The organism is Compostibacter hankyongensis (assembly GCF_039541075.1).
Taxonomy (GTDB): Bacteria; Bacteroidota; Bacteroidia; order Chitinophagales; family Chitinophagaceae; genus Compostibacter; species Compostibacter hankyongensis.
Genome location: NZ_BAABFN010000002.1, coordinates 213,653 through 226,672, shown reverse-complemented (window position 1 = coordinate 226,672; position 13,020 = coordinate 213,653). Strand labels below are relative to the sequence as shown.

General features: G+C 54.5%; 15 protein-coding genes. 13 read left to right on the top strand and 2 right to left on the bottom strand.

The features are described from left to right. Window positions 1-19: 19 nt before the first annotated feature. Genes ABD851_RS05860 through ABD851_RS05850 form a run of 3 tightly spaced genes read left to right on the top strand, consistent with a single transcriptional unit; the run spans window position 20 to window position 2,103 of the window. Window positions 20-1,270 carry an aminotransferase class V-fold PLP-dependent enzyme gene (locus ABD851_RS05860; RefSeq protein WP_344976918.1) on the top strand — a complete coding sequence of 417 codons (1,251 nt, stop codon included), beginning with the start codon at window positions 20-22 and terminating at the stop codon, window positions 1,268-1,270. Next, window positions 1,267-1,701, top strand: coding sequence for a SufE family protein (locus ABD851_RS05855; protein WP_344976915.1), 435 nt, complete (start codon window positions 1,267-1,269; stop codon window positions 1,699-1,701). Before ABD851_RS05860 ends, ABD851_RS05855 begins: the two co-directional genes overlap by 4 nt. Before the next feature lie 54 nt (window positions 1,702-1,755). After that, window positions 1,756-2,103 carry an iron-sulfur cluster assembly protein gene (locus ABD851_RS05850; protein WP_344976911.1) on the top strand — a complete coding sequence of 116 codons (348 nt, stop codon included), beginning with the start codon at window positions 1,756-1,758 and terminating at the stop codon, window positions 2,101-2,103. Here the strand turns inward: ABD851_RS05850 and ABD851_RS05845 are convergent. Then, entirely contained in the window at window positions 2,096-3,304 is a 1,209-nt protein-coding gene (locus ABD851_RS05845; RefSeq protein WP_344976908.1) for a DUF763 domain-containing protein, read from the bottom strand. The genes ABD851_RS05850 and ABD851_RS05845 overlap by 8 nt on opposite strands. A gap of 81 nt (window positions 3,305-3,385) precedes the next feature. Here ABD851_RS05845 and murI point away from each other — a divergent pair, with 81 nt between their 5' ends. Continuing rightward, the gene (gene murI, locus ABD851_RS05840) at window positions 3,386-4,207 is read left to right on the top strand and encodes a glutamate racemase (protein ID WP_344976905.1); all 822 of its coding nucleotides are present in this window, start codon (window positions 3,386-3,388) and stop codon (window positions 4,205-4,207) included. A 74-nt stretch (window positions 4,208-4,281) separates the two neighbouring features. Here murI and ABD851_RS05835 read toward each other — a convergent pair whose 3' ends face one another. Further along, window positions 4,282-5,106 (bottom strand): DUF4382 domain-containing protein, encoded by an 825-nt coding sequence (locus tag ABD851_RS05835; protein ID WP_344976902.1) that lies wholly within the window; start codon window positions 5,104-5,106, stop codon window positions 4,282-4,284. 336 nt (window positions 5,107-5,442) lie between these two features. Between ABD851_RS05835 and ABD851_RS05830 the strand changes: the two genes are divergently transcribed. The 9 genes from ABD851_RS05830 to ABD851_RS05790 all read left to right on the top strand — a co-directional run bounded on the left by ABD851_RS05830 (window position 5,443) and on the right by ABD851_RS05790 (window position 13,008). Then, complete coding sequence (locus tag ABD851_RS05830) at window positions 5,443-5,634, top strand: cold-shock protein (RefSeq protein ID WP_344976899.1); 192 nt, start codon at window positions 5,443-5,445, stop codon at window positions 5,632-5,634. A 91-nt stretch (window positions 5,635-5,725) separates the two neighbouring features. Next, complete coding sequence (locus ABD851_RS05825; protein WP_344976896.1) at window positions 5,726-6,001, top strand: Rdx family protein; 276 nt, start codon at window positions 5,726-5,728, stop codon at window positions 5,999-6,001. A 251-nt stretch (window positions 6,002-6,252) separates the two neighbouring features. Further along, window positions 6,253-6,465 (top strand): hypothetical protein, encoded by a 213-nt coding sequence (locus ABD851_RS05820; protein ID WP_344976893.1) that lies wholly within the window; start codon window positions 6,253-6,255, stop codon window positions 6,463-6,465. A gap of 131 nt (window positions 6,466-6,596) precedes the next feature. Next, a complete protein-coding gene (locus ABD851_RS05815) occupies window positions 6,597-7,973 on the top strand; it encodes a dipeptidase (protein ID WP_344976890.1) in 1,377 nt (458 codons plus the stop codon). 484 nt (window positions 7,974-8,457) lie between these two features. After that, entirely contained in the window at window positions 8,458-9,681 is a 1,224-nt protein-coding gene (lysA, locus tag ABD851_RS05810; RefSeq protein ID WP_344976887.1) for a diaminopimelate decarboxylase, read from the top strand. 36 nt (window positions 9,682-9,717) lie between these two features. Next, window positions 9,718-11,121 carry an MBL fold metallo-hydrolase gene (locus ABD851_RS05805; RefSeq protein WP_344976883.1) on the top strand — a complete coding sequence of 468 codons (1,404 nt, stop codon included), beginning with the start codon at window positions 9,718-9,720 and terminating at the stop codon, window positions 11,119-11,121. 105 nt (window positions 11,122-11,226) lie between these two features. Next, the gene (locus tag ABD851_RS05800; RefSeq protein ID WP_344976880.1) at window positions 11,227-11,631 is read left to right on the top strand and encodes a hypothetical protein; all 405 of its coding nucleotides are present in this window, start codon (window positions 11,227-11,229) and stop codon (window positions 11,629-11,631) included. A gap of 133 nt (window positions 11,632-11,764) precedes the next feature. Then, a complete protein-coding gene (locus ABD851_RS05795; RefSeq protein WP_344976877.1) occupies window positions 11,765-12,508 on the top strand; it encodes a hypothetical protein in 744 nt (247 codons plus the stop codon). Between the two features lie 89 nt (window positions 12,509-12,597). Further along, window positions 12,598-13,008, top strand: coding sequence for a VOC family protein (locus tag ABD851_RS05790; RefSeq protein ID WP_344976874.1), 411 nt, complete (start codon window positions 12,598-12,600; stop codon window positions 13,006-13,008). Window positions 13,009-13,020 lie beyond the last annotated feature (12 nt).

Genomic DNA, 13,020 nt, shown 5'->3' with positions numbered 1-13,020 from the left:
CAAACAAAAGTCTTATACCATGCAGGATACCACCACATCCAATGCCCCGTCAATAGATATCACGGCCGTGCGGGCCCGGTTTCCCGTACTGCATCAGCAGGTGAACGGTTATCCGCTGGTTTACTTCGACAACGCTGCCACCACTCAGAAGCCGCAGCAGGTGATCGACGCGCTGACGCGGTATTACAATGACTACAACGCCAATATCCACCGCGGCATCCATACCCTGGCGGAACATGCCACCGCCGATTTTGAAGCCACCCGTAAAGCTGTACAAGCGTTTATTCATGCCCGTGAGGCAGAAGAAATCATCTTTACCAGCGGCACCACCGGCGGTATCAACCTCGTGGCGCAGACCTACGGCCGCACTTTTCTCAAAAAGGGCGACGAGGTGATCATCTCCACCATGGAGCACCATTCCAATATAGTACCCTGGCAGCTGGTTTGCGAGCAAACCGGCGCGGTGCTGAAGGTGATCCCCATCACCACCTCGGGAGAGCTGATCCTGGATGAATACAAAAAGCTGCTGAGCGATAAAACGCGCCTGGTTTCCGTGGTCTACGCTTCCAATGCGCTGGGGACCGTGAATCCGGTCAACACCGTTATCCGCCTGGCGCACGAGGCCGGGGCGAAGGTGCTGATCGACGCCGCCCAGGCAGTGGTGCACTGCCCGGTGGATGTACAGGAGATGGATTGCGACTTCCTGGTCTTTTCCGGACATAAGCTCTACGGCCCTACCGGTATGGGCATCCTCTACGGCAAACGCGAGCTGCTGGAAGCCATGCCGCCGTATCAGGGCGGGGGAGAGATGATCAGCGAAGTCACCTTTGCCCGGACCACGTTTAACGAGCTGCCCTATAAATTCGAGGCCGGCACTCCCAATATCGGGGATGTCATCGCCATGAAACGCGCCCTCGAGTTTGTCAGCAACCTCGGCAAGCCGGCCATTGCCGCGCATGAGGCACAGCTGCTGGAGCGAATAACGGCAGGTCTGCAGGACATTCCCGGCATCCGCATCATCGGAACCGCCCCGCATAAGATCGGCGTGGTATCCTTTGTGGTGGAAGGGCTGCATCATTTCGACCTGGGCATGATGCTCGATGCAAAGGGCATCGCCATCCGCACGGGTCACCACTGCACACAGCCGCTGATGGACTTTTTAGGCATCGAAGGCACCAACCGTGCCTCCTTCGCGGTGTATAATACCCCGGAAGAAGTGGATTATTTCCTGGACACGGTGGGCCAGATTGTGAGAAAGCGAAAAAAATGAACCAGACGATCAACGATATCCAGGATGAGATCATAGATGAATTCTCACTGCTGGGCGATGATATGGAAAGCACCATTTTTTATATCATGGAGCTGGGCGGCAAGATGCCTCCCCTGGAAGAAAAATACAAGACGGAAGAAAATATTGTAAAGGGCTGCCAGTCCAAGGTATGGCTCACCACCGCCCTGGAAGACGGGAAAGTGCATTTTATGGCAGACAGCAATACCGATATCACCAAGGGCCTCATCAGCCTGCTGATCCGGCTGTGGGATCGCCGCACGCCCGGCGAGATCCTCGGTTCGGACCTTTACTTTATCGACAGGATCGGCATGAACCGCGTGATCGGCTCTCAGCGCTCCAACGGCTTTGCCGCGATGATCAAAAAGATGAAGCTTTACGCCCTCGGCTACCGGCAGCAGCTGGAAAAGTAAAAACCGGCAGGCAGCGACCGGATAAAAACCGGAACGCGCCGCCCCAAAAGCATCATGGAAGAACAAACGAAAAATACAGCAGCAACCGGCAGAAGCGGGGACCAGATCAGGGATGAAGCCATTTCTCTGATCCAGACCTGCTATGATCCGGAAATACCCGTCAACATCTGGGAGCTGGGCCTGATCTACGAGGTCAATATCGGCGAACACAACAGCATTCAGGTGGTGATGACGCTCACCTCGCCTTTTTGTCCCGCCGCACAGAGCCTTCCCGAGGAAGTAAAAACCAAGCTCCAGGGTATCTATGATGCCGGGGAAGTAACGGTGGACATTGTCTTTGACCCGCCCTGGACCCAGGACATGATGAGCGAAGAAGCGAAGCTGCAATTGGGGTTTATGTAAATAGCGACAGCTGTCCGCCCGGTGGCTGCGCCTTTCCCATCACCGTTCTTCCGCCATACCGGTAAGACTCCCGTCGTTCACGCTCCACCAGCTCCCCAAACCGTTCGTTGGGCACAAACTCTTTTTCTACCTCCTGCGCCATCCCGTGCAGCTTATGAATCGCATCCTGCTTTTCCCGGTCCCCGATACGGGCTTTCCGGATACCGGTTTCCAGCACGCTGATCGTTTCGTCATACGTTTTCAGGGGCACCGGGAAAGGATGTCCGTCCTTGCCGCCATGTGCAAAGGAAAAACGCGCCGGGTCCCGGAAACGGGAAGGGGTGCCGTGGATGACTTCACTGACCAGCGTCAGCGACTGCAGCGTACGGGGACCTACACCCGGCAGCAACAGCAGCGCGGAGAAATCGCCGGGAGGCTGCGCCTGCGCCAGGGCCAGCACTGCGCCCAGCCTTTTGAGGTTTACATCTCCGGCCCGGACGTCGTGATGCGCCGGCAACCGCATGCGGGGTATCTCGCTGAGCAGCTGCTCCGGCGGCATCTCCGTAAGGGTCTGCAGGATACCCTGCTGCGCCGGCAGGGCGGCGTGGTCCACCAGGTTGAGGATAGGATGTCCGGCGGGACGGCCGAAAACGGCTGCATGGGGCGTATCGGTAAATGAACGGATACCGGCAGAATGCCAGTGGTAGCGCCGGGCCAGCCCGGTAGCGCCGTTCATACCCTGCTGTACGACCGCCCACTCGCCCTCACGGGTAAGGATAAACGAATGCAGATACAGCTGAAAACCGTCCTGTATGGCCGTATTGTCCACCTTAGCCGCCAGCCGGCTGCAGTGCACCAGCCGGTCACCGTCCAATCCCGTCCGACCGGCAATCCGCAAAAGCTCTGCCGGCGTATCCCGGGAATGCTGTCCCCGCCCGCCGCAGATATAGATGCCAAGCTCCGCGGCCCGGGGATTGAGCGCTTTTTTCAGCGCGCCCATCACCGAAGTGGTGATGCCCGAAGAATGCCAGTCCATCCCCAGCACACAGCCAAGCGACTGGAACCAGGCAGGATGGCTGATCCGTTCCAGGAAGGCCGAAAGACCGTACTCCATCACCACCGCCTCCACAATAGCGCCGCCAAGCCGGGCCATGCGCTGGGCCAGCCAGGGAGGCACCTTGCCATAATGCAGGGGCAGGTCGGCAGTTCCGGAATGTCTCATCAATGGGATTTTGCTAATGAAATTAGCAAAAATAAAGCAGCCGCCAAACAGATGACGGCAGAAAAATGCTAATTTGCAGCCATGACAGCGGGACCTATAGGCGTTTTTGATTCCGGCTACGGCGGTCTGACCGTGCTGAAATCCTTTATCCGGCACCTACCGGAATACGATTACCTGTATCTGGGCGATAATGCCCGGGCGCCCTACGGCACCCGCTCCTTCGACACGGTTCACCGCTTTACGCTCGAATGCGTAAAATACCTTTTCGAACAGGGCTGCCACCTGGTGATCCTGGCCTGCAATACGGCTTCTGCCAAGGCACTGAGGACCATACAGCAGCGTGACCTTCCCCTGCTGGATCCCTCCCGCCGGGTGCTGGGCGTAATCCGGCCTACCGCCGAGATCGCCGGCAACCTGACGCGCAGCCGGCAGATAGGGGTGCTGGCCACGGCAGGGACCGTCGCCTCGGGATCATACCCGATAGAAGTCGGTAAGTTCTTTCCCGATATACAGGTCTTCCAGGAAGCCTGCCCCATGTGGGTGCCCCTCGTGGAGAATGGCGAGGCGGAAAGCGATGGCGCCGATTATTTTATCCGCAAAAAGCTCGATGACCTGCTCGGGAGCGCTCCCGGGATAGACGCACTCCTGCTGGGCTGTACCCATTATCCCCTGCTGCTGCCCAAGATAAAGCAGTATCTGCCGGAAGGAGTAGAAGCCTATGCTCAGGGAGATATCGTAGCGGCGAGCCTGGCCGATTACCTGGAACGCCACCCGGAAATGGCGGCCCGCTGCAGCCGCGGGGGCACCCGTACCTTCTGCACCACAGACGACCCTGTCATGTTTGACCGGCAGGCGGAGATATTTTTCGGTGCAGCTACCCGGTCTGTCCACGTAGACCTATAAAAAAGTCTGCCCCGGCAACACCGGGGCAGACCTGATCAAATTTCTATTCTTGTCTCGCTTTAAAGCGCCAAAACTCAACGGGTCAGCCAAACCGTATCGGCAGTAGTTACCTCCCCGGTATTCACCTGGACGCCGGAAAGGGTATCGCTCCGGAAACCGGTAGCGGTATCTGCGGCAAAGATAAGCTGATAGCTGCCCGCCGGTATACCCCACAATTTATAGGCCCCTGCATCATCCGGTATTGTACCGAGGGTATCCGTACCCACAACAGCCGTAACCACCGCATGGGCAGAATCGGGAAGCACCACGCCTTCAATAGCCCCTCCGGCTGCTTTGGCAAAGGTCCTGATCACGGGTTTGAGGAGATACTGTCCGCTCTTTCCGGCCGATACGATGGATCTGGCTGCATCGAAATCCAGCACCAGGGCATAGGGTATACCGGGGGTAAGATCGGCATTCACATTCAGCTTCAGCCCGGACTGTTGTGCCGAAGGTGTTTTCAGGGGTACTTCCGTGCCGTCCTTGAGAACCAGCAGGTTGCTATCGCCCAGCACCAGCCTGATCTGCGAGATCCGCCCGGCGGGAAGGTCTACAGCAGCCAGGATCGTATCCGTACCGTTGCGGAGATCAAGCAGGTTGTAAAGACCCGGACGGAGCAGGGGAGCCTCAACCCACCCGCTGCCTTCATCTGAAGTATCACTGGAGCTGTTCACCATTACCTTTTGTACATCAATCCATACCGCCTGATAATCTCCAGGGGAATCCGTCAGATAAATCTCCAGACGGGAATTCCCGCCCTGATCTTCCGATTTCTGACAGCCCGTTATACCGGAGATCGAGACAGCCGTCAGTAGCAGGAAAGCCGCAGCTCCCCATGCTGTAAGCGTTTGCTTTTTCATGGTCGATGTTTTTGTGTTTTAATGGCCGCATGAAACCTCCATAAACTAAAATATCCCCATAGTATAGGGATATCAGACTCGGTTTCATACCAACAGGCTTATATAACGCATGCCCTTTTGCAAACATTGTGCCTATTCTTCCAGCCCCCCCGGGGGCAGCCCCTTCCGGATGTCTATTTCCCTTAAAACGCCGTTTTTCTTTTCTCAGGCCGGGACCGTCGCGCTGGGGCCAGAGACGTATGCCCGGCAACAATTTCCCGGAACCGCAATAAACATTTGGACGGACCGGTTTTTTTAACCTATCTTTGCTCCTCATTTTTTTATCAAATTTTTATAATGCAACAAGGAATCGTAAAATTCTTTAATGACGCCAAAGGTTATGGCTTTATTAAGGACACCGCCTCCGGAAAAGAGTACTTTGTACATGTATCCGGTCTGGTTGAAGAAATCAGAGAAAACGACGAAGTAACATTCGAGCTGCAGGAAGGCAAAAAAGGCCTGAATGCCGTGAATGTGAAACTGGCATAAAAGCATTTATGCAAAGCGTTTTGTTTTTAGTCCCGCCTGAGGCGGGACTTTTTTTATGAAATGATTTATCTTTAAGGAAACCATACTCCCGATGCCCAACCAGATCGTTATAGAATACTGTCCCAAATGCGGATGGCTGCTGAGAGCCGCCTATATGGCGCAGGAGCTGCTGACTACCTTTACCACGGAGCTGGACAGCGTAACCCTCAAACCCAGCGCAACCGGCGGCCGCTATCATATCTACCTGAACGACGCCCTCCTTTTTGACCGGCATGAAGCCTCCGGCTTCCCCGAGATCAAAACGCTGAAGCAATGGGTGCGCGACCGCATCAGCCCCGGGAAAGACCTGGGTCATTCGGACCGGTAAAGAAGGTAAAAGGGTAAAGGCGAAAGGTGAAAGGCATTTTAAGTTTAAAGTTTAACGTCTAACGTCTAAGGTTCCATTCCAGGCAAATCAACTTTAGACTTTAGACGTTAAACTTCAGACCAATAAAACCGGAAACTGAGAAACCAGAAACTTCAAACCCGCATTAACGACCCGTTAACGCTTCTTAACAGGTACTTAACGCCGGCATATCCGGAGGCATCCTACCTTAGTATCATCATTATCACCCAAAAATGTTTATGATGAAAAAGATCATGTTGCTCGTAGCCTTTACTGCCTTTGTGGGGGCTACTGCGTTTGCCCAGACCGGCACTCAGCAGGCAAAGAAAGCCAAGGCCACCACAACGCAGGTAGCCAAAAAGCATCACGCCAAGACGCACCACAAAAATGCGCAGAAGACGGCGAAGAAAGCTTCTAAAAGCGACGCTGCAGGAAGCGGCAAGTAGGCAGGCAAAACATCAACCGGAAAGCCATCGTTCTCCCGAACGGTGGCTTTTGCTTTAGGAAGGGGTGTTTATTTTTTTATTTCTCCCAAATCCGTTAAACTTGCCCGTCTCTTTACCAAAACATCTCCATTATGCAAGCCTGGAAAACCTATCAGGAAAAAAACAAGGACCGCTTCCTGCAGGAGCTGCTCGAGCTGCTGCGCATCCCTTCGGTAAGCGCAGACAGCCGTCACCGTGAAGATACCCGGCGCTGCGCCGAAGCTGTAAAGAAGCGCCTGCTGGAAGCGGGGGCCGACAAGGCGGAAATCTGCCCTACGGCCGGCCATCCCATCGTCTATGCCGAAAAGATCATCGGTCCCGGACACCCGACCATACTCGTGTACGGACATTACGATGTACAGCCGCCGGACCCGCTGGACCTATGGCACAGCGGTCCTTTTGAGCCGGTCATCAAAGACGGCCGTATCTATGCCCGCGGGGCCTGCGACGACAAGGGGCAGTTTTATATGCACGTCAAGGCCTTCGAAACCCTGGTACAGACCCAGACCCTTTCCTGTAATGTCAAATTCATGATAGAAGGAGAGGAGGAGGTGGGCTCCGAAAGCCTGCCGGACTTTTTACGGCAAAACAAGGAAAAGCTGCAGACCGATATCGTGCTGATCTCCGATACCTCCATGCTGAGCATGGAACACCCTTCACTGGAAACGGGACTGCGCGGACTGGCTTATATGGAAGTGGAAGTGAGCGGACCCAACCGCGACCTGCACAGCGGCGTCTACGGCGGAGCGGTCGCCAACCCGGCCACCGTGCTTTGCCAGCTCATCGCTTCGCTTCACGATGAAAACAACCGCATTACCATCCCCGGTTTTTACGACGAGGTAGCCGAGCTGAGCGCGGCAGAGCGGGCAGCGCTGAACAAGGCTCCCTTTGATGCGGAGGCCTATAAGGAAGATCTGGGCATAAAAGCGCTCTGGGGCGAAAAAGGCTATACCACCCTGGAGCGTACCGGCATACGGCCGACGCTTGAAGTAAACGGCATCTGGGGCGGCTATACCGCGGAAGGCGCAAAGACGGTGCTGCCGGCCAAGGCTCATGCCAAGATATCCATGCGCCTGGTGCCCAACCAGACCTCCCATACCATCGAAAAGCTGTTCACCGATCATTTCAACCATATCGCCCCGGAAGGGGTCACCGTAAAGGTGAAGGCCCTCCATGGGGGAGAACCCGCCGTAACGCCGGTGGATTCCGTGGCTTACCGGGCGGCCGGCAAAGCCATCGAAACCACTTTCGGGAAAGAACCTATCCCTACCCGCGGAGGCGGCAGCATACCCATCGTGGCCCTTTTTGAAGAAGTATTAAAGACAAAGAGCGTGCTGATGGGCTTTGGCCTGGACAACGACAATCTCCATTCGCCCAATGAGAAATTCGACCTCTTCAATTATTACAAGGGCATCGAGACGATTCCCTATTTCCACCGGTATTTTGCCGAGATGAGCAAAGAAGGATAACAAGGCGGGATAACAACGGCATACAATAAAAAGAGGGCGACCTTTTCAGGCGCCCTCCTTTAATACATTTAAGGCACAATTGCTTAGAGACCGCCCAGAGCTCCGCCCAGCAGGCCGGACAGGGTAGCCAGAATAGCAGCAACCAGTGCTTCAACATTCAGGTTTACGTTAACCATGACAAAAAAATTAACTGTTACGCCTACTCTAATACTGGTTTTCGGCATTCCCAGCAGTCATGACCCCGAAACTACTACCGATAGGGCGTGGCCATAACTTGGTCGTAAAGATAACTTTGCTTCCCCTGTAGCGTCTATTCATTCTGTTCAGTTCTGCACCCTTCAGGGCTTATGGCTTTTTAGTCACAGGATTGATGTCCGGCGCCGTAGGCTGCTTACCGTTCAAGATCGGGGGCTGAAGCGCCCGTCTGTAAAAAATTGCCTCAACTGTCTCGTTTTTAGTAATTTCGCGCCAAATTATCGGACGAATGTCACATCATACGGATACCCTGTCTGACCGGCAGCTGGTAAAACTGGCAGAAAAATACGGAACACCACTATATGTGTACCATGCGGAAAAGATAATGGCACAGCAGACCCGCCTGCAGCAGGCCTTCAGCAAGACGCGCGTGCGCTTTTTTTACGCCGCCAAGGCGCTGACCAACATCAATATCCTGAAGCTGATGCAGCAGGCCGGCTGCGGACTGGATACGGTATCCATACAGGAAGTACAGCTGGGGCTGAAGGCCGGCTTTGCTCCCCAGGATATTATCTTTACCCCGAACAGCGTGGCGCTGGATGAAATACTGGCAGCCAAAGACCTGGGGGTACGTATCAATATCGACAACATATCCATCCTGGAGCAGTTCGGCAACCGTTTCGGCCGTTCCTACCCGATATCTATCCGGCTGAACCCCCATATTATGGCCGGGGGCAATTACAAAACCTCCACCGGACATGTGGACAGCAAATTCGGCATTTCCATCCATCAGCTACGGCATGTGGAGCGGATCATCAAAAGCACGCATCTGCACGTCAACGGACTGCACCTGCATACCGGATCGGAGATCAAGGACGTAGATGTGTTTATCCGCGGCGTGGAGATCATGTTTGAGATGGTGCAGCATTTTGAAGAGCTGGACTTTATCGACCTGGGCAGCGGCTTCAAGGTGTCCTACCGGCCCGGGGATATGGCTACGGATGTGGAGCTGCTGGGAAAAAAGCTGACCACCGCTTTCAATGACTTCTGTAAAAAATACAAGCGTCCCCTGGAGATGTGGTTTGAGCCGGGCAAGTTCCTCGTGAGCGAGGCCGGTTATTTTCTCGTACGGGCCAATGTCATCAAGACCACCACGGCTACCGTCTTCGTGGGTGTAAACTCCGGGTTCAACCACCTGATCCGGCCCATGTTTTACGACGCCTTCCACCTGATCCGGAATATTTCCAATCCGAAAGGAGTGGAACGCATCTATACCGTGGTCGGCAATATCTGTGAAACGGATACCTTTGGATGGGACCGCAAGCTGAACGAAGTGCGGGAGGGGGATTACCTGGTATTCCATAATGCCGGAGCATACGGATTTGAGATGTCTTCCAACTTCAACTCCCGACTGAAGCCGGCTGAAGTGCTGATAAAAGACGGAAAATCCTACCTCATCCGCGAAAGGGATACGCTGGACGACCTGCTCCGGAAGCAGGTAGAGGTATTGTAAGCGCATATTTAACAACAATATAACGCCACCGTACATATGAAAATCGCCTTCCACGGAGCAGCCCGCACGGTTACCGGCTCCAAGCATCTGCTTACCTTAAAGAATGGTAAAAAAATACTGCTGGATTGCGGTATGTTCCAGGGACTGGGCGACGATACGGCGCCGCTGAACAAAGAATTCGGATTCGAGCCTGCCGAGATCGACTGCCTTGTATTATCCCATGCCCATATCGACCATTCCGGACTGATCCCCAAACTGGTCAAGGAAGGGTTCGAAGGACCTATCTATTGTACCCCCGCCACACACGACCTCACCCGGATACTGCTCTTTGATTCGGCAGAGATACAGGAGTCGGATGCCCGTTTCCTCAACAAGCGGCTGTCACGCGAAGGCCGTCCTTCGGTAGCTCCCCTGTACCGCGAGGCCGATGTGCAGCGGGCCCTGTCACTCATACGGGAGGTAGATTACCAGCATCCCTTCTCCATCATGGATGGGGTGGAGCTGCTGTTTACCGATGCCGGTCATATCATCGGCAGCGCGGCCGTCCACTTAAAGATACAGGAGGAGGGGAAAGAGGTCCGGCTTAGCTTCAGCGGGGACGTGGGACGGTACAAAGACATCATCCTGCGCTCTCCGGAGACCTTCCCGCAGGCCGATTTTATCCTGCTCGAATCTACCTACGGCAACAGCCTTCATCCGGCTCCGCAACCCGCCCGCGAAGCGCTGCTGCAGCATATTATCGAAACCTGTGTAGAACGGAAGGGCAAGCTGATCATCCCGGCCTTCAGCGTTGGCCGCACCCAGGAGCTGCTGTACGACCTCAACCGGCTGCAGCTTGAAGGCAAGCTGCCCCGCATCCCCTTCTATGTGGACAGCCCGCTGTCTATGGAAGCCACCGAGGTGGTAAAGCGCCATCCCGAATGCTTTAACAAAACGGTGGCCAAGCTGCTGGAGATAGACGACGATCCCTTCAGCTTCCCCGGTCTGCGCTACATTAAATCGGTGGATGAGTCCAAGGCCCTGAACTATCATAAAGACCCTTGCGTGATCCTGTCGGCATCCGGTATGGCGGAAGCCGGAAGGGTAAAACACCATATTGCCAATAATATCGACGATCCCCGCAATACCATCCTGATCGTCGGCTATTGCGAGCCCCATTCCCTGGGTGGCCGGCTGATGCGGGGTGCCCAGGAGGTCACAATATACGGGGAACGCTATTCCGTCAACGCCAATGTCGGCGTGATCCGCTCCATGAGCGCGCATGGCGACTATGAAGACCTCTGCCAGTTCCTCGCCTGCCAGGATCCCCGCGCCGTACAGCGCCTGTTTCTTGTCCACGGGGAGTATGAAGTACAGCAGGATTTCCGCGATCGGCTGATCAAAAAAGGTTTTACGGACGTGGTGATCCCGGAGCAGCATCAGGAGTTCGGGCTGGGATAACGAAGGGGGAAAAGGAGATCAGAGAACGGGGGATGTAACATTTTTCTAAAATTATGTAACATCATATCATCGCGGTTCTCATAGCTTTGGTAAAAACTTTTTCCCATGAAACTCCAAACACTATTTACGATCGCTTCGGTCTACATGATGCTCGTAGGCCTGGGCTTTATCCTGTTTCCTCACGCCTTTGGCAAAGGCGCCGTCCCCGAAGATGCTTCCCCCGCACTGATCGCCTATCTGAGGCTCTGGGGCAGCCCCCTGCTGGGCATTGCCGTCATGGACTGGATGGTCAGAAAAGCGGGCCCTTCCAGCACACGGAACGCTATCATCGTCGGCAACACGATCGGCTTCGCCGTTATAGGCCTCCTCGATGCATGGGGCACGTTCAGCGGCGGCCGGCCGGTCACAAAGATATTCGTGGTCGTTCACCTGCTCCTCGCCGTGGTTTTTATCCTGGTAGGACGCAAGAACTGGTCCACCCAAAAAGATCAGCAAGACCTGTCGATATAAACCCTGCGGGATGCTTTCAGCAAGATAATATTGTACTTTAGTTTCCAGAACCACAGGCAGGAGCGGATATTGCCGGCGAGATCACCAGAGACGGCGTTCAGACACCGCCTTTATAATTAAATTGAAAGGAAACATGCAAGAGGAAACAGTCCCGGAGGGAAAGTTGCGGCAAGAAGCTTTCCGGTTTCCCGGCCGCTGGGTAGGCGGCACGTCTATGATACTCGCGCCTTTGCTGCTACTTGCCGGCATACTGTTGCGGATGCATTATCCCTTCTTTTATACCTATCAGCTGACGGCCTTCAGGGAACAGCCGGCCCTTATCACCACTTCATACAGTCTTTTTGCCCTGGGGAATGTATTGCTTGGACCGGCCATTATTACCCTTGCCCAACGGATCGGAACCCGCAGACCAGTCTGGGCCGTTTGGGGTGCCACCTTAACCCTGCTGGGGCTGTTTGCCCGCACTTTCCACGCCGGTGTGGATCACCTTGCATTTCAGCTGACCCGTTCCGAGAGTTTGGAAGAGGCCACACGGCAGATCGGCGATGCCTATGGCGCTTTTCATGTATTTCATGCATTCAACCTCTTCATCCTTTGCGGATGGATAGTGCTGGCAGCAGGCGCTTACCTGTCGCGTACACTGGGCCTCATCGGCGCTATCGCGCTGGCATTGATGAGCGTCTTGATGATCGGCGTGCTGAAGGGCACCGGCATTACTTCCATTATAGCTGCTGCAGGACTTTGCATAGCACTGTTGCCATTGGGGATAAAAGTGTTGTGCGAAGGACCGCGACCGTCGTTCAGGTCCCTAACAGGTTGGCTGCTCCTATTGGCTGCCTTGGGTTATCTGTGCTACTTCCTCGGAGAAAAGGGTTAGATAATCGTCAACGCCATTTAAACCTGCCGGGCATTATTTTTGTTTTTAACCTTATTGAAAGACCCTTTTTTAAACAAAAAATCCTCAAAATGGCATTGCTAAAAAAGATCGACGAAAACACCAACGTCGTAACCTGGTTTGAGATCCCTGTGAATGACCTTACCCGGGCCAGAAAATTTTATGAAACCATTCTGGATATTAAAATGACATTGCGGGCCGACGGGAATAACGAGGCCGCCTTTTTCCCTTTTGACCCAAACGTAGTCCAGGCCACGTCCGGCCGGGTAACCGGAGTACTCTCAAAGTCACCTGACAATACCCCTTCGGACCACGGTACAGTAGTTTATATCAATGCAAGCCCTGATCTTCAGACCGTGCTGGACAGGGTTGCGGCAGCGGGGGGTAAAGTGCTGTCTCCCAAGATATCCATTCCCGCCGGGTTTATTGCCATCATTACAGACTCCGAAGGAAACAGGGTAGGGCTGCACGCAGAAAAATGACCGGCTGATCCG

Coding starts and splice junctions, on each gene's coding strand:
- ABD851_RS05845 (WP_344976908.1), bottom strand. CDS start 3,304: ATGAGACATTCCGGAACTGCCGACCTGCCCCTGCATTATGGCAAGGTG.
- ABD851_RS05790 (WP_344976874.1), top strand. CDS start 12,598: ATGGCATTGCTAAAAAAGATCGACGAAAACACCAACGTCGTAACCTGG.
- murI (WP_344976905.1), top strand. CDS start 3,386: ATGACAGCGGGACCTATAGGCGTTTTTGATTCCGGCTACGGCGGTCTG.
- ABD851_RS05850 (WP_344976911.1), top strand. CDS start 1,756: ATGGAAGAACAAACGAAAAATACAGCAGCAACCGGCAGAAGCGGGGAC.
- ABD851_RS05830 (WP_344976899.1), top strand. CDS start 5,443: ATGCAACAAGGAATCGTAAAATTCTTTAATGACGCCAAAGGTTATGGC.
- ABD851_RS05800 (WP_344976880.1), top strand. CDS start 11,227: ATGAAACTCCAAACACTATTTACGATCGCTTCGGTCTACATGATGCTC.
- ABD851_RS05795 (WP_344976877.1), top strand. CDS start 11,765: ATGCAAGAGGAAACAGTCCCGGAGGGAAAGTTGCGGCAAGAAGCTTTC.
- ABD851_RS05820 (WP_344976893.1), top strand. CDS start 6,253: ATGTTTATGATGAAAAAGATCATGTTGCTCGTAGCCTTTACTGCCTTT.
- ABD851_RS05855 (WP_344976915.1), top strand. CDS start 1,267: ATGAACCAGACGATCAACGATATCCAGGATGAGATCATAGATGAATTC.
- ABD851_RS05860 (WP_344976918.1), top strand. CDS start 20: ATGCAGGATACCACCACATCCAATGCCCCGTCAATAGATATCACGGCC.
- lysA (WP_344976887.1), top strand. CDS start 8,458: ATGTCACATCATACGGATACCCTGTCTGACCGGCAGCTGGTAAAACTG.
- ABD851_RS05825 (WP_344976896.1), top strand. CDS start 5,726: ATGCCCAACCAGATCGTTATAGAATACTGTCCCAAATGCGGATGGCTG.
- ABD851_RS05805 (WP_344976883.1), top strand. CDS start 9,718: ATGAAAATCGCCTTCCACGGAGCAGCCCGCACGGTTACCGGCTCCAAG.
- ABD851_RS05835 (WP_344976902.1), bottom strand. CDS start 5,106: ATGAAAAAGCAAACGCTTACAGCATGGGGAGCTGCGGCTTTCCTGCTA.
- ABD851_RS05815 (WP_344976890.1), top strand. CDS start 6,597: ATGCAAGCCTGGAAAACCTATCAGGAAAAAAACAAGGACCGCTTCCTG.